This window comes from Streptomyces sp. NPDC002467 (genome assembly GCF_042889825.1).
Lineage (GTDB): Bacteria > Actinomycetota > Actinomycetes > Streptomycetales > Streptomycetaceae > Streptomyces.
Genome location: NZ_JBIARJ010000007.1, coordinates 195,930 through 212,006, shown reverse-complemented (window position 1 = coordinate 212,006; position 16,077 = coordinate 195,930). Strand labels below are relative to the sequence as shown.

Here is a 16,077-nt window from a genome sequence, read left to right as displayed (position 1 = left end):
CAGTGATGACTCAGCGAAGCAGCATGGACTGGATGCTCAAGGACCTGGCCGCCGGAGTGCCGCAGACGCGGCACGTGATCGTGCTGTCCGCGGACGGGCTCTGCGTGGCGCAGTACGGGGCCGAGACGGACACGGCCGACCGTTTGGCGGCCGCCTGCGCGGGCCTGCAGAGCCTCGCCGGTGCGGTCGCCGCCGAACTGCCCAATTCCGAGGGCCGAATGCGGCTGGTAGTGATCGAGATGGACGGCGGGTTCTTCTATCTCATGGCCGCCGGAGACGGCTCCTACCTCGCGGTCCTCGCCGACGAGGGTGTCGACGCGGGCTTGATGGGCGCGCAGATGCGCAACCTGGTGACCCGAATGGGGGACCACCTGAGCAGCCCGCCGCGGCACGACGGGCAGCCCGCGTGAAAGAGCCGCCCGCAAGCTGGGAGGAGAGCAGTCCCGAACGGTTGTACGTCATCACCGGCGGACGCAGCGGACCCTCCACCTCCGTCCGGCTGGAACTCGTGACCCTGGTGGTGGCCAAAGGGCCTCCCCGGCCCGAGATGCAACCCGAGCAGGTCTCCATCCTGCGGATGTGCCAGTCACCGTTGTCGGTGGCCGAGATCGCCGCGTACGCGGGCCTGCCCGTGAGCGTGGTCACCGTGCTGGTCGGAGACCTGGTGGCCGCCCAACGCGTGCACGTCCGCCCGCCCGTTCCCGCCGCGCAGCTACCCGACCTTGCTCTGATCGAGGCAGTGATCGATGGACTTCAGAAGCTCTGACCCGCCCGCCGGGCCGCGCGAGGCGGACATACTGCCGCAGACGGCCGCGGCGGCCGTGAAGGTCGTCATCGTGGGCGGCTTCGGCGTGGGCAAGACGACGATGGTCGGGTCGGTCAGCGAGATCAAGCCGCTGACCACCGAGGAGACGATGACCAGGGCCGGCGTCGGCGTCGACGACACCTGGGGCGTCGCCCGCAAGATCACCACCACCGTGGCCATGGACTTCGGCCGCATCAGCATCAACGACGAACTCGTGCTGTACCTGTTCGGGACACCCGGCCAGGAGCGCTTCTGGTTCCTGTGGCGCGGGCTGTTCGAAGGCGCGCTCGGAGCCGTCGTACTCCTCGACACCCGTCGGCTGGAGATCAGCTTCGACGTCATAGGACGGCTGGAGGAGCGCGGCGTCCCCTTCGTCGTTGCCGTCAACTCCTTCCCCGGGGCCCCCGAGCATCCGCTGGAGGAACTGCGCGAGGCCCTCGATCTGCCGCCCGCCGTCCCGATCCTCGTCTGCGACGCCAGAAGGCGGGAATCGTCCCGCGACGTACTGCTGACCCTCATGCGCTACCTGTACTCCCAGGCAGCCACCCAGGAGGCAATGTGAGCACCACCCCCACCCCACCGCCCGGGTGCCCCGCCCACGCCGCGGCGACCGCCGGCGGCCTGCACCGCCTGCACGGAGCGGAAGCCCAGGCGGACCCCCTCGCCCTGTACGAGAAGCTGCGGGCCGAACACGGCCCGGTGGCCCCGGTCCTGGTGAGCGGCGACCTCCCGGCCTGGCTGGTCCTCGGCCACCGGGAGAACCTGGACGTCGCCCGCACGTCTTCGCGCTTCGCGCGCGACCCCCGCGGCTGGCGCGACATGAGAGAGGGCCGGGTGCCGGCCGACACCCCGCTCGGCCCCATGGTCTCCTGGGTGCCGGTGTGCAACTTCACCGACGGCCCCGTCCACGAACGGCTCCGCGGCGCCGTGGTGGAGTCCCTGGAACGCTTCGACAAGCGCGGCATCCGCCGCTACGTCACGCGCTTCGCCAACCAGCTCGTCGACCAGATCGCGGCCGAGGGGTACGCCGACCTGGTGTCCGCCTTCTCCGACCAGCTCCCCATGCTGGTCATGACGCAGCTCATCGGGGCACCCGACGAACACGGGCCGCTCCTGGTCAACGCGGCGCGGGACATGCTCCAGGGGACGGAGACGGCCCTCCAGAGCGATCGCTACGTCACCACCACGCTGCAGAACCTGGTCGCGGAACGCAAAGCCAAGCCGGCCCGCGACCTCGCCTCCTGGCTGATCGAGCACCCGGCGGACCTCACCGACACCGAAGTGCTCATGCACCTGCGCGTCGTGCTGATCGCGGCCTACGAGACCACCGCCAACCTGATCGCCAACACGCTGCGCACCGTACTGACCGACCCGCGGTTCCGGGCGAGCCTCTCCGGCGGCCACATGACCCTGCCGGACGCCCTGGAGCAGGTCCTCTGGGACGACCCGCCGATCAACACGATCATCGGTCGCTGGGCCACCGGGGACACCGTGCTCGGCGGGCAGCAGGTGAAGGCCGGGGACATGATCCTGCTCGGCCTGGCCGCGGGCAACGCCGATCCGCAGATCCGGCCGGATCAGGCCGCGTCCGTCCACGGCAACCGCTCCCACCTGGCCTTCAGCAGCGGCCCGCACGAGTGCCCGGGGCAGGACATCGGGCGCGCCATCGCGGACACCGGCATCGAGGTCCTGCTGGACCGGCTGCCCGACCTTCAGCTTGCGGTCGACGCGAGTGAACTCCAGTGGCGGGGCACCCTGATGTCGCGTCACCTGCTGTCCCTGCCGGTCCGGTTCGCCCCGCGCACGGTGGCCACCCCGGCTCCGCGGCTCTCGATGGAGCAGCCGGCGGGGCACCCCGTCCACCCGGTGATCCCGCCGCAGCCGACGGCGCCGCCCGCGGCCGCAGTCACAGGCGGCCGCAGGCGGCGTGGTGTCAGCTGGTGGCGCCGGCTGTTCGGCCGCCCCCGCGCCTGACCCGCGTGGAGAGGGCCCCGGTCGCACTGGCCGGGGCCCTCTCCGTCCACTGCTCAGTCGCGGAGGTGCCGCCACCAGGCCGCCAGGGCCGGCAGGTCCGGCGGCTCGGTCCCGTCGGAGCCGGGGCCGTCGGCGAACCGGACCGTGAACGCGGCCTCCACGAGCGGCAGTTCGTTGCGGTTGCGGGGGCTGGCGTACCGGGGTGCACGGGTCTGCCACGCGATGGAGCCGGCGATGTAGTGGCCCAACGCCGCGAGATGACGGCGCAGTGCGTGGTCCGCGTCGTGCTCCAGGCGTGCCCGTAGCAGGAGGAAGAAGACCATCACCCGGTCACGCAGCGCCACGGCGAGAGGTACCGCCTCGGCCGGCGAGCATCCCTCCTGATGGGCGAAGACGTTGACCAGATTGACCTCGCGCGGTTCCAGGTGGTCGTCCTTGTCGTAGGAGAACAGGTCGTTGTCCGCACTGACGACGAAGCCGGCCGCGTCCGTCAGTGCCGTCAGCGCGGGGGAGCAGAGGACGTCCGCCGGTAGCCGGTCCCGGCGCGCGACGTCCGACCAGGTCAGCGAGAACCGTGTGCCGTTCGCGAGCGGCCCCATCGCGACGAAGTCGTTCAGCCCCGGCATCGACCCCTCCTCCGCCCGGGCGGCGCGCCAGGCCGCCCCGAGCAGCCAGTCCCGTGTCCCCTCGACGAATCTGCGCAGCTCGTAGGGGGCGAGCAGGGCGTGGGTACGCCCGACCAGGTCCAGCAGCGCCCAGGTCATGGGCCCCTCGGGCAACAGGGACGCCCCGGGGTCCTCGATGGTGCGCAGCAGCCGAGCCCCGTGCTCGACGACGGCCGCCGTCCCCACCTCGTCGGAACCGGAATCCTGCCAGTCGTCGACGGCGTTGGCCCAGTAGTTCCACTCGGTGAACAGCAGGACCGCTTCCGTGTCCCCGTCGGGGATGATGCGGCAGGAGAAGTCGGCGCTGTGGGTGGCGAGCCCCCACGCGCGCTCGACCGGATCCGGGTACAGGCCGAAGGCGTCGAGCCACTCGATCGCCCGGGCCTCCACCTCCTTGGCGTCAGGGTGGACGAGGTCGCGCGGCAGGGGGCAGTAGAAGGGCGGCAGGCCCGTACCGAGGCGGGAGGGCCGGGGCGGCGCGGTCATCGGCCACCGCCGATCCGGAAGCGCAGCAGCCGCGTCTCCACCGCGTGGTCGCGCCACAGCCGGAAGAACTTGCTGTGCGCGATCGTCGACTGTTCGAGCCGGTCGGCGGTCCAGGCTCCGGGCTCGGCGCCCGGGTCCGCCCTCAGCCGGTCGAGTTCGGCGGTGTTCCAGGCCATGGACTGCACCCAGAACTCAGCCACGGAGTCCGTCACGTCCTCCTCCTGTACCAGTTCAAAGCCGGCCGCCTCGGCCGCGGCCAGGTACTCGGCGCGCCGGCCGAGCCGCGTCCTGTAGTAGCCGTCCATGAACTCCCGCCACTCGGACGCGCCCACGAAGTGCTCCTGGATTCCGAACCAGCCTCCGGGTACGAGGGCCTTGGCGACGACCTCGAACAACCGTGCCCGGTCGGTGTATCCGCTGCTCTCGTTGGCGTAGACGGCGTCGTACGCGCGGGTCTCGTCGAGGTCGTGGACGTCCGCCAGTACCGGCTCCACGTGCTCCGCGACCCCGGTGTGACGGGCGAAGCGCCGCACGATCGGGAGGTGTTCCGGTGCGACGGTGAGGCCGGTGACCGACGCCCCGTGCTGCTGCGCCCAGTAGAGCGAGGTGCCGCCCAGGCCGCAGCCGATGTCGAGCAGCCGCCGGGGAGGCGCCTCGTACGCGCCCCAGGATCGGGCCGCGTGGTCGACTATCCGCTCCTGCGCGTCGAGCAGGCTCCGCTTCAGCGTGCTCTGGGCGACGGTTGTCTCTGGTGGGCCGTCCGGATACAGCCCCACGTGGAAGTGGACACGTGGGCCCGGACCGTACTTCTGCAGGATCTCCTGTGTCTTGCGGCTGTAGTAGAGCCGCACCGCGTCGTCCGCGGCCGAGCCGCGGCCGCTGCCTAAGGGCCATACGACGGGTATAACGCGCATGGGGTGTCCGCCCTTTCGTGGGGTAGGGCCGCCCCCGGGGATACGCCGCTGCCGCTCTCGTAGCGTCCCGAAGGGCACACTGTTGAAGCACGGACCATCGTGGCACTTGGAAGTCACCACGTCAGCCCGCTGGAGCAGCACGGTACCGTCAAGATCAGTGGGTTTGTGGGCTGGTTGACGGTGATCACGAGCCTCCCCCTGACGCGGCCGGCGGTGGACGCCGTGTGCGCGTCGGCGATCTGTGTCAGGGGATGGGCGGTGATCTCCGCGACGCGCAGTTCGCCTGCGGCGACGAGTCCGCCCGGCCCGCCGCAGCGGATCCGATGGATTGCGACGTCCCGATCCGTCCTCTTCCTGAGTGGACCCACCTTCACGCGCCGGAAGAGAGACACCCATGAACAGCCCAGTGCCCACGTCCCCGCAGGTGCTGCCGCACCCGGCCGCCCCCGCGCGGGCCGCCGCGGATCCCTTCGCCGAGGCCGCGGTCCTCGTCCGCGCCGCGCGGGCAGGCGACGTGATGGCACTGGACGACCTGATCGACCTGCTGACGCCCTACGTCACCCGGGTGTGCCGCCCGATCGCCCGCGACGACACCGCCGACGCCGTACAGGAGTCCCTCATCGCCGTGTTCCGCGGCTTGGACCGGCTCACCGACCCGACTGCCCTCTACGCCTGGGTGCGCACCATTGCCGTGCGTGAAGCCGTACGCATCGCCCGGCGCGGCTCCCGGGAGCAGCCGGTCGCCGAAGCCGATGACACCCCCGACCCCGGGGACCATGAGCTCGCCACCCAGGTCCATGACCTCCTGCGGCGCATGCCGGCCGTGCACCGGGAGGTGCTCGTCCTTCGCGAACTGCGCGGCCTGGGGGAGCAGGCCACCAGCGAACTGCTCGGCGTGTCCCCCGGAACGGTGAAGTCCCGGCTGCACCGAGCCCGCAACTGCTTCCGCGCTGCGTGGCTCAGGTGACCCCGCAGCCCGAGCGCTTGCCAGATGTCGACCCGGTACGGCGGATGTGGGTCATGGCCGTGGTCGCGGAGGGCCTGGGCACCCGCTTCGCGATGTTCGCGGGTGCGCGCCACGGCGTCCTCACCCCCCTGAGCTCCGCGTTGCACAGCTTCGGCGGATACCAGGCCCGTCTCATCATCGAACGGGTCAGGGCCCGGGTGGCCGCCCCTGCTGCCCGCAGGAGGGATGAGGGCCATTGAGCGGACCCGCCGGATCGTACGACAACGGCGTGGTGGTACGGACCGGACCGGTCCGCACCACCACTCCGTCTTCGTGCACCCAGGGCGATTACCGCCCGGCCCCGAACAGCTCGCGCGCGGCCTTCACCACCGCATCGGGACGCTCCTCGTGCACGTAGTGCCCGCAGCCGGGGAGCACTTCGACCCGCAGGTCGTCGGCGTACCGCTCGCCGCCGCCCAGCACGCTCGGCGGCAGGACGAAGTCCTTCTCCCCGGCCAGGATCAGCGTCGGCGTGACGAGCCGCGTCTTCTTGAACCGGCCCAGGACCAGCCCCCGTACGTCCCGGAGCGCGTACGCCCGGTGCAGCAGCTCCCCGGCCCTGGCCCGCGCGGGCTCCGCGCTGGACCTGATGAACTCGCCCGCCGCGCGCTCGTCCCAGGCGGCCGCCTCGATGTACCCCTTGCGCAGCAGGAAGCAGGTGAAGGACGTACGGCGCTCCAGCACCCAGCGGCCCAGCAGCGGGGCCTCCAGGACCGACGTGTACCAGTAACGCCAGGCCTGCGGCATCAACCGGCGGTGCAGCGGCCACGGGTGCACCATGTTGAGCGCCAGGTAGCCCCGGATTCGCTCGGGTGCGCGCAGGCACAGCATGAACCCGGCCCAGGCACCCCATTCGTGGCCGATCAGCCCGGCCCGTTCGATGCCGAGCTCGTCGAGGAGCGCGAGGACGTCCGCGACGCGCGTTTCGGTGTCGTATCCGGAGGCGGGGGCATCGGACCAGCCGAAGCCGCGCATGTCCACACAGATCAGCCGGTGGTCGCGCGACAGCTCGGGGATGACGTGCCGCCAGGCGTACCAGTGCTGGGGGAAGCCGTGCAGCAGCACCACCGGGTCCCCGGAGCCGGCCTCGGCGACGTGCATGGTGAATCCGTTGACCCGCACGGAGCGGTGGGTGACGCCGGGGACCTCCGGCATCGGCGCCTGCGTGCCCGGGGTGCGCGGCGTGATGCGTTCTTCCACGGAAATCTCCTCCTGAACTGCGACCGGAGGCCTGCGACCTCCCCTGTCAGGTCAGGAGGAGGCCGGCAGCGCAAAGGTTCCCCGCGGATTCCGAGAGATTCCGCGAGGACCGGCGTGGTTCCCGCATGTGCCGCGAGGTTCCCGGAAAGCGCAGGGAACGCGTTGCCCCATGCCCCTCCTCCTGACCCTGCGGAGGGCCCGCCCCGGGCATCTCCGCCGACACCGATTCAAGAGAAACTGTGAAGAGCAGCGGCAGCCTCGCCGAGGCAGCCGGGCGCTGGAGCGCGAGTGCCCTGGAGCAGTTCGACATGAAGGACGGTACCCTCAAGGCCAAGGAGGAGGTCCAGTCGGTACTCGACGCCGCGTGCCGGCGCTCACCAGCCGGCTGGTCCACGTAGACCCGAACGGCACCTCCGTGAGGAGCGGGCCGAGGGACGCGGCATCCAGGCGGCCATCAACATGGCGGCCGTCACCTCCGGGCACTCGATCGTGGTCTCCGGACTCACCGTGATCGTCTCGCCGGCTGTGCGGTCACCTCGGTGCTCAGACCGGGCCGGGCCGGTGGCCGGGCGACGAACCTGGTACCACCCGTGCACGGTCCGAGGGCGAGCAGCCCGATGGCCCGCAGGCAGGAAAGGTCCTCGCCCATGAGGGGGGTCGAGCGCCTTGAGGGCCGCTTCCTTCGGCGAATGCACGGTGAGCAGCCGTCCCCTGGCATCGGCGCCGGGGTCCTTCCAGCCGGTCCCGCTCACCGGCACGGAGGAAGAGATGTGCGGCCTCCAGCAGCGGTCCGCTGAACTCCGGGTCGATGCCCGGTCTGTGGACGTCGGACGTCCTGCCGCCATCGTCACCGCGGCGCGGCGGGTGGGCGGCATGTCGACCGCCAGGACGATTTCCGCTCCGTGCACGGTTGGCGGCGGGCCCTAAGGGTTGTCCCGCAGATGCTCTTTGAGACGCCTCGGGCAAGGTTGGTCACCGTGCGGCCCGCTGGCCTATCCGGCGAGGGCGAGGTTGTGCATGCGGGCGATACCGAGCATGGCGTGGTGGACGCCGTCCCCTTTGAGGCGGCAGTCGCGGAGGATCTTCCAGGTTTTCATGCGGGCGAAGACGTGCACGACGCGGGCGCGGACCTGCTTGTGGGACTTGTTGTGATCCTCTTTCCAGTCGAGTCCGGTGCCCGGGTAGCCGCCGTCGGCGATCGTGAGGGTCTTGCCGACGGCTGCCTTGGCGCCGGACTCCTCCCATGCCTTGCAGTCGTTGCCGTTCCCGGCGAGCGGCCGGCCGACCACGACGACCAGGCGGGTGTCGGCGTCGATGACGACCTGGTGGTTGGTGGAGTACCGATGGTTTTTCGACCGCTCGGCGACGGTGTGGTCCCGGGTGGGGACCAGGGTGCCGTCGACGATGAGCACAGTGTCCGTCGCGAACCGCTTGCGGTGCTGGAGCGCGAGCAGCGGCCCGAGGTGAGTGCCCAGCGGAAGGCTCCACGGCCGGCCCTTACGGACCACGTCCGCGCCCGCGTGCCGCGGAACCGTCACCAGCTTCCCGAAAGCATGCGGGCTCAGCCCGGAGAAGGGGGCTGTCCAGGAGGGCTCCGACGCCGTGATCACACCAGCCACACCAAGATCATCCCAGGGCCTGACCCTGCTGGTGGGCACCCGGATCAGTGCGTTCTTTCGATCTTGGTGCGAGTGTCGCAGGCCAGGTGGGCGGCGTGCGCCTACGCGTGAGTGGAGGCACGCTGGAAGGTGAGGTCGGCCCGACGAGTGATCGGACCGAAGTGGAGGTGCACAGACTTAACCGGAGCGTAGGGAGACGGGAAGATATCCGTGTCCCCCCGTTCTGGCCAGGGCTGGTCCGCTGAGCACCGGCAGGATCCTTGAGTTCCCAGCGCCTCGCCCGGAGCTCGTCCCCGGGCTGTGCGTCACCGGGCACTGCGGGCTCGGCTGTCGACGGCTGCCATCGTCGTCGCCTGAATGCCGGACACCGGTGCGGCCGCGGGTGAACAGTCGGCCCTTCGAGATCCGAGGTCAGGGATGGCGAGTCAGAGCAGGGATCATGCGCTCGACCACATGGTGGTCGTCGTGTTCGAGAACCGGTCGTTGGACAACTTGCTCGGCCGGCTGTACGGGCCGCAGGACGGCAAGACGTTCGACGGAGTGAGCGGCAAGGAACTCACGAATCCGATCCCGGTATGGGCCGAGTACGGCGCTGACCGCAAGGTGGTGCCCTACACGGTGGCGACGGACATGGACAGCCCCAACCCCGATACAGGGGAGGAGTATCCGCACACCAACACGCAGCTCTTCAACATCCTCAGTGAGCAGAACCGCTTCAAGCTCGGCGAGGAGATCTGGGAGCCGTACAACGCGCCCGAGCCCGGCCGGGCACCCACGATGGACGGCTTCGTCACCGACTACATCAGCACCCTGACCGGCGAACTGGGCCGCCAACCCACGTACGACGAGTACGCGCAGGTGATGACGGGGTTCACCCCGGAGCAGGTCCCCGTGCTGAGCGGCCTGGCGCGCGCCTTCGGCGTGTTCGACCACTGGTTCAGCGAGGTGCCGTCGCAGACGTTCACCAACCGCTCGTTCTGGACGGCAGCGACGGCCTCGGGGTTCGTGGTGAACTCGCCGGTGAGGAACTGGGTGCTGGAGAACGATGCCGAGACGATCTTCAATCGGCTCGAACAGCACGGCCGGACGTGGCGCGTGTACGTCGCCGAGCCGGACCGGTTCTCCATGACCGGCCTGATCCACTACCCGCGGCTCAAGGACCGTTTCGACACTCACTTTGTGCCGTTCTCCCAGTTCGAGACCGACGCCGGCAACGGCGACCTGCCCGACTTCTCGTTCATCGAGCCGTGCCTGGTGCTCGGGCACGGGGACTACCACCCGGCGTTCTCGCGGGTCCTCGGCCACGGGGCCGTGATCCGCGGCGCCGACCCGCCGTCTTCGATCCTGGGCGGCGAGGCGTTCCTGGCCCGGGTCTACAACGCCTACCGGGCGATGCGGTCGCCGAGCGGGGCGAACGTGTGGAACACGACCCTGCTGATCGGCTGGGACGAACCCGGCGGCACTTATGACCACGTCCCACCCGGCCCGGTTCCGCCACCCGACCCGTCCGCTCCGGCCGGACAGCTCGGGTTCACGTTCGACCGCTCGGGCTACCGGGTCCCGGCCGTCGTGGTCTCCCCCTGGGTGGCCGAAGGCCAGGTGTTCAACGAGGAACACCGCCACACCTCCCTGATCGCGACCCTGCGCGAGCAGTGGGACCTGGGCGCCCCGTTCACCGCGCGCGACGCCGCCGCCCGGACCATCTCCCACGCCTTCACCCTCGACACCCCGCGAGACCCGCACACCTGGCCCACGCCCGCCCCGCATCCCGTGCCCCAATACATCGAGGACGCCCTGCTCGTGGGCAGGACCCTCTCCACACTGGGCAGGGCGGCCTTCGAAGGGATCCACGGCTTCGCGGACCATCACAACATCCACATCGAGGGACTTCCTGACGATCCCGAAGCGGAGGTCCCTCCGGAACAGGCCCTGCGGATCATGCGTGACTTCCTGGCCATTCACTTCCCCCGCCTGGTACCACCCGCCCAGGGACCGGAGACCCCGCAAACCTGACGCAGGCTGCACATCGGCCCCCGATGCCGTCGCTGAGCAGTCCCGAGAGATCCCGTTCGCGTCCTGGCGAGACCGACAGCATCATTGGGCGGTTCACGATTGGGCGGGACGTCTGCATGAGACCGCCATTTCGGTCTGGGCCCCGGAGTGTGAGAATGGGCCGGGCCGCCACGAGGGGGCGGGCGCGCGGCCGTACTGAGGAGCAATAGGAACATGAGTGACACCGAGGCGGGTCTGGACCCCATTCGCCGTCTTAAGGTCATCGCCGCGGCGACGAGTGCGCCCATGTATGCGGAGCGCCATTTCGACGTTCCGATGGACCGGCTTTGGGACGTCGCCTCCGACCTGGAGAACGAGCTCCCGCACGTCATTTCCGGTCTGCGGTCCTTCACCGTCGTCAGCCGCCGGGAGGGCCGCCTTTCCGCCCGTGCCGTGGGACGCCTCGGTCTCGCGGAGTCGTTCGATGTCGTACTGCGCCCCGGCTGGTGCCTGATGCAGAGCAAGACCCTGACCGGGGCGATGAGTGCCGTGCCCGAGGGGCACGGCACCACCTTCGCCTTCATGTCGGGCCTGCGCGTCCCCGGCGGATCCCTGCTGAAGAGGTTGGGCCTGTTCGGCACCGATGCCCGCGGAGAAGCCCTGCTCGACCGCCTCCAGCAGCGGATCGATGCCCGCTCGTTCACGACCGGCTAGAGCCAGGCGTTGCGGAACGCCTCCCGGGCCCGGAAGAGTCGGGACCGCACCGTCCCGACCGGGATGCTCAGGGCCTCGGACACCTCCTGCTCGTCCAGCCCGTCGATGTGACGCAGCGCCAGAACCGCGCGGTGGTCGTCCTTCAGGCGGCTCATCACATCGGCGATTCCCGCGGTCAGTTCCACGTCCACCTCGTCGGCCGCCCGGTCGGCGACCTCGGCCACCACGATCCGCTTGCGCTGCGCGGTCATCCGCACCGCCTCGCGGGCGGCGATGGCCTTGGCCCATCCGAAGAGCGCCGACGGCGAGCGCAACTGGCGGATGTTGCGGAAGATCGCGACCAGTGCCTCCTGGGTGGCGTCGGCGCCGTCCTCACGAGCGATCTGCCGGCAGACCCGCCGGACCATGGGTTCGAGGACGCTCAGTAGATCGTCCATCGCGAGCACGTCGCCCCGCTGCGCTGCGGTCACCAGCGCGGCCATCTCATCCTCGGCCCTGTCCGTGCTCGTCACTGTGTATCGTCCCCCTTCGCCGAACAGCCCGGTCCTGCGGGGAACCCGGCCGCGGCAAGCCATTCGGTATGCCATCCCACATCAAACGCATCTCACCGGCAGAATTCTCCGATGGCATTCGCCCCCAGATATTTTGAACAGCGGTCAATCTTTCCTGTGTGGATCGCAGGACAGGTCGTGTCGCATCCACGCATACACAACCGGCGAGGTCGGGCTGCCGGAGACAAGGCGACGAAATGTCCGGAACTGCTGCCGAATGGATGGAATTCCCCGGCCCGGCGGCAAGGCGGCGCCGGGTGATTTCGGCGCGCTCGGTGTCCGGTCGGGAGTAGAAGCAGTTACGTACGGCGACTCTTCCTCAGCCATGGAGAGAAGGCTCCACACCCCGGACCTGCGAGAGCGCGGAGGTGAATGACGCTCTCCATCGGGGTAAGTTCGCCGGTCGCCCCTTCCACATCACGGGCGCAATCGTATGACAACAATGATCGTTTCCGGCAGGTAAGTTCGCCCCTAATCTGAGGTGGTTCCCCATCTGACGCACCTGCCGGTATTTCGGATGATCACCCCGGAACCGGCCGACGGCGACCAATCGATCGTATGACAGGTAAGTGATGTAGTGCCTCGGCTGGTGTGCTGACATTGGTGTGTTCAGGTTGGTTGAGAACGGCTTGCACAGGTCAGCTGTTTGATCGGACGGGGGCTGTAGGTCGGGGCTTGGCGTGCGGAGCGTCGTTGGTTCTTTCGCTGCCAGTGCCCGGGCAGGGCGCCGCGCTGCCGGCCGTCCGATAGCCGAAGTACGGGGAGCGGTCTTCCGGCCGGCCGATGGCGTGCAGGTCGCGTGCGAGCCGGCTGTAGGCGAGGTTTGCGGCCTGCTGTTCATGGTGCATGTTGATTGGCTCCTGGCTGACTTCAGGCACCCGGAACGCCTCTGATGTGCCTTCGGTCGGGTATATCTACTGTCTGGGTGGTACGTCCGGGAGTCTCTGCACCCAAGCCCTCGAACAGACTGTGGTCGAGGCCGTTCCGACCGTCCCCTGGTTCACCATCGAGGACCTCGGAGCCCTGTTCCGACGCCACCGCGCCGACGACTCCATCGGCAGGGCACTGGCGGAGATCATCCGCTCGGACCGATCGTCGTCGACGAATCGGGCTCCCGCCCGTCTCCCCGGACGCCGCCGAGGGCTTCTACCGCCCGGTCGCCGCAGCCTACGAACGACGCGCGGTGGCCGTCTCCAGCAACCCCCACCCCTCCGGATTCGACGACATCATGCCCAAGGCCCTCGCCGCCGCCACGGTGGACCGGCTCATGCACCACGCTCACATCGTCGTCACTCAGGGCGGCAGCCGCGGTTCACCGAAGCCACCACCGGCCAGGGGGTGAAGCCCTTCCACTGACCCGGACAACCCGAAGGCGGGGAACTATCCGGCCGCCACCGGAGAACCTCTGACCACCGCCGGCGGGGCGAACTCCTGGCCGCCGACGGGGAGCAACACGTGGCCATTGGCACAAGACCGTCAGCAGACCCCAGGAAAGCTCCGGATTCATCATCCTGCCGCGCCGCTGGGTCCGTGGAGCGGACCTGGTCCTGGATGATGCGGGCCCGCCGGCACGCACGCGACTACGAACGACTCGTCCAGCACTCCGAGACCCTCATCACCTGGGCGGCAACCACCCTCATGTCCCGCCGGATCACCAAGGCACGCAAGCCCCCAGAGCGGTTCTCACCCCTGCCCTGAACACCCACCTCAGCCGCTCGGATCCTGTCTACACAACGTCAGCACAACACCACACCACCGGTTCACCGGCCGTCTCTGATCCAGCCGACGCACTGCTTCATCCGGAGGCGATCTTCAGCGAAATACCCCTGCCAAGGTTCGTCCAGGCACAACCAAGCGGCAGGCTGCCCGTCTTCCGGGGCCAGCGAACTCTGGCGGTCGACGACCGCCATGAACGACACACCCATGACGGCCGGCCAATCCGGGTGATACGAGCGAACAGTGACGGCCGCCGGGGCCCAAAGAGGTTCCACGACCAGCCCAGTCTCTTCGAACACTTCGCGCACGGCTGCCTCTCGTGGAGTCTCGCCAGCATCCACTTTGCCACCGGGGGCCACCCACCCACGCCAGCGGTGGTCCACCAGCAAGACGTGCGTCAGGGTCGTATCGAACACCCACACCTCAGTTGCAAGCGGACCGTCGTGCGAGACATCAGGGCGGAGCAGCCACTTCAAGGCATTGTCGTGCTCAGCCAGCGCCTGCTTGGCATCGCGGACAGCAGCTTCGAGAGTGCGCGGATCGATCAGATGGTGTGTCATCCGCCGCAGAGTACGACGAGCCTCTGACACTGAGCCGTTGTCCGCCTGGCGCCCGGGTTCAGACACAGGCACTGGCTTTGTCGTCTATCGTCCGCTGCCGAACAGTACTCGAACCTGTTCGGGGTCTTCCCGGTTCACGGGACATGTGCGGGGCTGGGGTCTGATAAGGCCGGCAGTCGCGCCGCCGTTGACCGGTCGGACCGCACCACTACCCGTGCGGCCGGTGTTGGTGGCGTGTGCACGGAGGGCCGTTGCGTGGCTGTCATCAGGCAGGTTGGGGCTGTGAATCCTGACGCCGGGGTCCCGCACGACCCCGGCGTCAGGGGCGGGCGTCAGCAGGTGAGGGTGACCTCGTGGACGACCGGCTTGGCGGTCCAGGGGAACGAGGCCACGCCGAAGGAGGCGCGGACGGTCGACCCGCAGGGGGCGGTGACGACCTGACCGCGCGCCTCGACGGTCGACGCGGTGAAGATGACGGGCAGTTCGCGCGCGACGGGCGAGCCGCTGCCGATGACCTCGACGGACAGCGTCGTGAACAGCTGCCTCGGCTCGGGGGCCGGGCTGCCCGGGGAGGGCGGGCCGGCGAGTCCGACCCTGCCGAAGAACTCGACGGTGGTGCCGGTGACATCGGCGCACGCCCGGGTGGCCAGACCTGCCTGGAGGCCGGAGCTGCCGCAGGTGGTAACCGTCTCAGTGGCGACCGCGGGGGCGGCGGCGAAGGCGGGGGCGGTCGTCAAGAAGGTCAGGCCTGCGACACCGGCGGCAAGAAGGGTCAAGCGGTTCATCGGGATTCTCCCCATCGTCATGCATCACCGCCGACGGACTCCACCGGGCGGTTCTTATGTCATGTGATATTTCACATGACATAAGAACCCAAGGTGATCGCGAGCTGAACCGCTCGAGCCCGCCCCATGACACCTTCCCTCGACACCGCACGATTCGATACCGGGACCGGTATCCCGGAGAAGGGGGAGGGGCGGGGCCAGGCGGTTGGGTGGTCGGTCAGGCGGTCTTGGTGAACGTGTGGAGATGTTCGCGGAGGAAGCTGTGCAGTGTCCTGGCGGGGCGGCCGAGGATGGTCTCGATGGTGTCGTTGGGAGATTCCGGGCGTGCGATGGCCAGTTGCTGGATCTCTACCACGTGGCCGGCGAGCCAGGGCGGCATCCGTGCGGTGGACAGGAGGTGGCTGTGGAATTCGCTCGGCGGCAGGTCGATGTAGCGAACGGGGTGGCAAGTCAGCTCGCCGAGTAGACGGGCGAGCTCGGGGTGGCTGAAGGCCTGCGGGCCGGTCAGGGTGTAGGTGGCGCCGGCAAGGCTGGGGCGCAGGAGGGTCTCGGCGGCGACGTCGGCGATGTCTCGGACGTCGATGTAGTTACAGGGTGCCTCGCGCATGGCTCCGATGAGTACGCCCTCGGCGATCGCCGGGGCGTTCAGGAGCAGCTTTTGCATGAAGGCGTACGGCCGGAGCAGGGTGGCCGTCATCTCGGTTTTCGCCAGGTGTTCCTCGACCCGCCAGTGGCTGCGCGAGATGGCCACTGGTGAGGCGGGCTCGGCTGCCGGGGCGGAGAGTTTGACCACGTGCCGTACTCCGCACTGGGCCGCGGCGTCCATCACGTTGGTCTCCAGCTCGGCTTGACGCGGGCTGTTGGCCATGGCGAGGAACAGTTGCGTGGATCCCTCGAACGCGTCGCGGAGCGTCTGAGGATCTGCGGCGTCCGCACCGACGATCTCGACTGGCGTGTTCGTGCCGATGGCGGCGCGCAGATGGCCGGGCGTACGGCTGACGGCGCGGCAGGGGACTTCGAGTTCGATGAGCCGCCGGAGCAGGGCGCTGCCGGTGGCGCCGGAGGCGCCGATGATGGTGATCACGGTGTG

17 protein-coding genes and 2 pseudogenes are annotated in these 16,077 nt (G+C 69.3%); 11 read left to right on the top strand and 8 right to left on the bottom strand.

What is annotated here, in order from left to right; translation table 11 throughout:
• Nucleotides 1-5: 5 nt before the first annotated feature.
• The 4 genes from ACFYYJ_RS17255 to ACFYYJ_RS17240 are packed head-to-tail and all read left to right on the top strand — an operon-like array spanning nucleotide 6 to nucleotide 2,779.
• Nucleotides 6-410 carry a roadblock/LC7 domain-containing protein gene (locus ACFYYJ_RS17255; protein WP_384743777.1) on the top strand — a complete coding sequence of 135 codons (405 nt, stop codon included), beginning with the start codon at nucleotides 6-8 and terminating at the stop codon, nucleotides 408-410.
• Entirely contained in the window at nucleotides 407-766 is a 360-nt protein-coding gene (locus tag ACFYYJ_RS17250; RefSeq protein ID WP_385120270.1) for a DUF742 domain-containing protein, read from the top strand. The genes ACFYYJ_RS17255 and ACFYYJ_RS17250 overlap by 4 nt, the downstream gene beginning before the upstream one ends.
• Nucleotides 747-1,367 carry an ATP/GTP-binding protein gene (locus ACFYYJ_RS17245; RefSeq protein ID WP_385120272.1) on the top strand — a complete coding sequence of 207 codons (621 nt, stop codon included), beginning with the start codon at nucleotides 747-749 and terminating at the stop codon, nucleotides 1,365-1,367. The genes ACFYYJ_RS17250 and ACFYYJ_RS17245 overlap by 20 nt, the downstream gene beginning before the upstream one ends.
• The gene (locus ACFYYJ_RS17240; RefSeq protein ID WP_389133233.1) at nucleotides 1,364-2,779 is read left to right on the top strand and encodes a cytochrome P450; all 1,416 of its coding nucleotides are present in this window, start codon (nucleotides 1,364-1,366) and stop codon (nucleotides 2,777-2,779) included. Before ACFYYJ_RS17245 ends, ACFYYJ_RS17240 begins: the two co-directional genes overlap by 4 nt.
• A gap of 53 nt (nucleotides 2,780-2,832) precedes the next feature.
• Here the strand turns inward: ACFYYJ_RS17240 and ACFYYJ_RS17235 are convergent, their stop codons facing one another.
• Complete coding sequence (locus tag ACFYYJ_RS17235) at nucleotides 2,833-3,930, bottom strand: hypothetical protein (RefSeq protein WP_389133230.1); 1,098 nt, start codon at nucleotides 3,928-3,930, stop codon at nucleotides 2,833-2,835.
• A complete protein-coding gene (locus ACFYYJ_RS17230) occupies nucleotides 3,927-4,844 on the bottom strand; it encodes an SAM-dependent methyltransferase (protein ID WP_389133226.1) in 918 nt (305 codons plus the stop codon). The genes ACFYYJ_RS17235 and ACFYYJ_RS17230 overlap by 4 nt, the downstream gene beginning before the upstream one ends.
• Nucleotides 4,845-5,238: 394 nt before the next feature.
• Here ACFYYJ_RS17230 and ACFYYJ_RS17225 point away from each other — a divergent pair, with 394 nt between their 5' ends.
• Both ACFYYJ_RS17225 and ACFYYJ_RS17220 read left to right on the top strand, forming a co-directional pair.
• Nucleotides 5,239-5,811: an RNA polymerase sigma factor gene (locus tag ACFYYJ_RS17225; RefSeq protein ID WP_389133223.1), complete on the top strand. Its 573-nt coding sequence runs from the start codon at nucleotides 5,239-5,241 to the stop codon at nucleotides 5,809-5,811.
• Between the two features lie 17 nt (nucleotides 5,812-5,828).
• A complete protein-coding gene (locus ACFYYJ_RS17220) occupies nucleotides 5,829-6,050 on the top strand; it encodes a hypothetical protein (protein WP_389133220.1) in 222 nt (73 codons plus the stop codon).
• Between the two features lie 88 nt (nucleotides 6,051-6,138).
• Here the strand turns inward: ACFYYJ_RS17220 and ACFYYJ_RS17215 are convergent, their stop codons facing one another.
• The gene (locus ACFYYJ_RS17215; RefSeq protein ID WP_389133218.1) at nucleotides 6,139-7,050 is read right to left on the bottom strand and encodes an alpha/beta fold hydrolase; all 912 of its coding nucleotides are present in this window, start codon (nucleotides 7,048-7,050) and stop codon (nucleotides 6,139-6,141) included.
• 239 nt (nucleotides 7,051-7,289) lie between these two features.
• Between ACFYYJ_RS17215 and ACFYYJ_RS17210 the strand changes: the two genes are divergently transcribed.
• The gene (locus ACFYYJ_RS17210) at nucleotides 7,290-7,448 is read left to right on the top strand and encodes a hypothetical protein (protein ID WP_389133215.1); all 159 of its coding nucleotides are present in this window, start codon (nucleotides 7,290-7,292) and stop codon (nucleotides 7,446-7,448) included.
• Nucleotides 7,449-8,042: 594 nt separating this feature from the next.
• Here ACFYYJ_RS17210 and ACFYYJ_RS17205 read toward each other — a convergent pair.
• On the bottom strand, nucleotides 8,043-8,669 hold the full coding sequence (locus ACFYYJ_RS17205) for a transposase (RefSeq protein ID WP_389133212.1): 627 nt from the start codon (nucleotides 8,667-8,669) through the stop codon (nucleotides 8,043-8,045).
• A 453-nt stretch (nucleotides 8,670-9,122) separates the two neighbouring features.
• On the opposite strand from ACFYYJ_RS17205, the gene ACFYYJ_RS17200 reads away from it, so the two are divergent.
• Together ACFYYJ_RS17200 and ACFYYJ_RS17195 are read left to right on the top strand one after the other, a co-directional pair.
• Nucleotides 9,123-10,682 (top strand): alkaline phosphatase family protein, encoded by a 1,560-nt coding sequence (locus ACFYYJ_RS17200; protein WP_389133210.1) that lies wholly within the window; start codon nucleotides 9,123-9,125, stop codon nucleotides 10,680-10,682.
• 213 nt (nucleotides 10,683-10,895) lie between these two features.
• Complete coding sequence (locus ACFYYJ_RS17195; protein WP_389133207.1) at nucleotides 10,896-11,375, top strand: hypothetical protein; 480 nt, start codon at nucleotides 10,896-10,898, stop codon at nucleotides 11,373-11,375.
• Here the strand turns inward: ACFYYJ_RS17195 and ACFYYJ_RS17190 are convergent.
• On the bottom strand, nucleotides 11,372-11,887 hold the full coding sequence (locus tag ACFYYJ_RS17190; protein WP_389133204.1) for an RNA polymerase sigma factor: 516 nt from the start codon (nucleotides 11,885-11,887) through the stop codon (nucleotides 11,372-11,374). The genes ACFYYJ_RS17195 and ACFYYJ_RS17190 overlap by 4 nt on opposite strands.
• Nucleotides 11,888-12,853: 966 nt before the next feature.
• On the opposite strand from ACFYYJ_RS17190, the pseudogene ACFYYJ_RS17185 reads away from it, so the two are divergent.
• A pseudogene (locus tag ACFYYJ_RS17185) lies at nucleotides 12,854-13,282 on the top strand (ATP-binding protein); the annotation flags it as partial.
• Between the two features lie 113 nt (nucleotides 13,283-13,395).
• Nucleotides 13,396-13,585, top strand: a pseudogene (locus tag ACFYYJ_RS17180) (transposase); the annotation flags it as partial.
• 101 nt (nucleotides 13,586-13,686) lie between these two features.
• Here ACFYYJ_RS17180 and ACFYYJ_RS17175 read toward each other — a convergent pair.
• The 3 genes from ACFYYJ_RS17175 to ACFYYJ_RS17165 form a co-directional block, all read right to left on the bottom strand.
• Complete coding sequence (locus ACFYYJ_RS17175; RefSeq protein ID WP_389133202.1) at nucleotides 13,687-14,202, bottom strand: NUDIX hydrolase; 516 nt, start codon at nucleotides 14,200-14,202, stop codon at nucleotides 13,687-13,689.
• Between the two features lie 332 nt (nucleotides 14,203-14,534).
• Nucleotides 14,535-14,987 (bottom strand): hypothetical protein, encoded by a 453-nt coding sequence (locus tag ACFYYJ_RS17170; protein ID WP_389133199.1) that lies wholly within the window; start codon nucleotides 14,985-14,987, stop codon nucleotides 14,535-14,537.
• A gap of 217 nt (nucleotides 14,988-15,204) precedes the next feature.
• Nucleotides 15,205-16,071 (bottom strand): NmrA family NAD(P)-binding protein, encoded by an 867-nt coding sequence (locus ACFYYJ_RS17165; RefSeq protein WP_389133196.1) that lies wholly within the window; start codon nucleotides 16,069-16,071, stop codon nucleotides 15,205-15,207.
• Nucleotides 16,072-16,077: the final 6 nt, after the last annotated feature.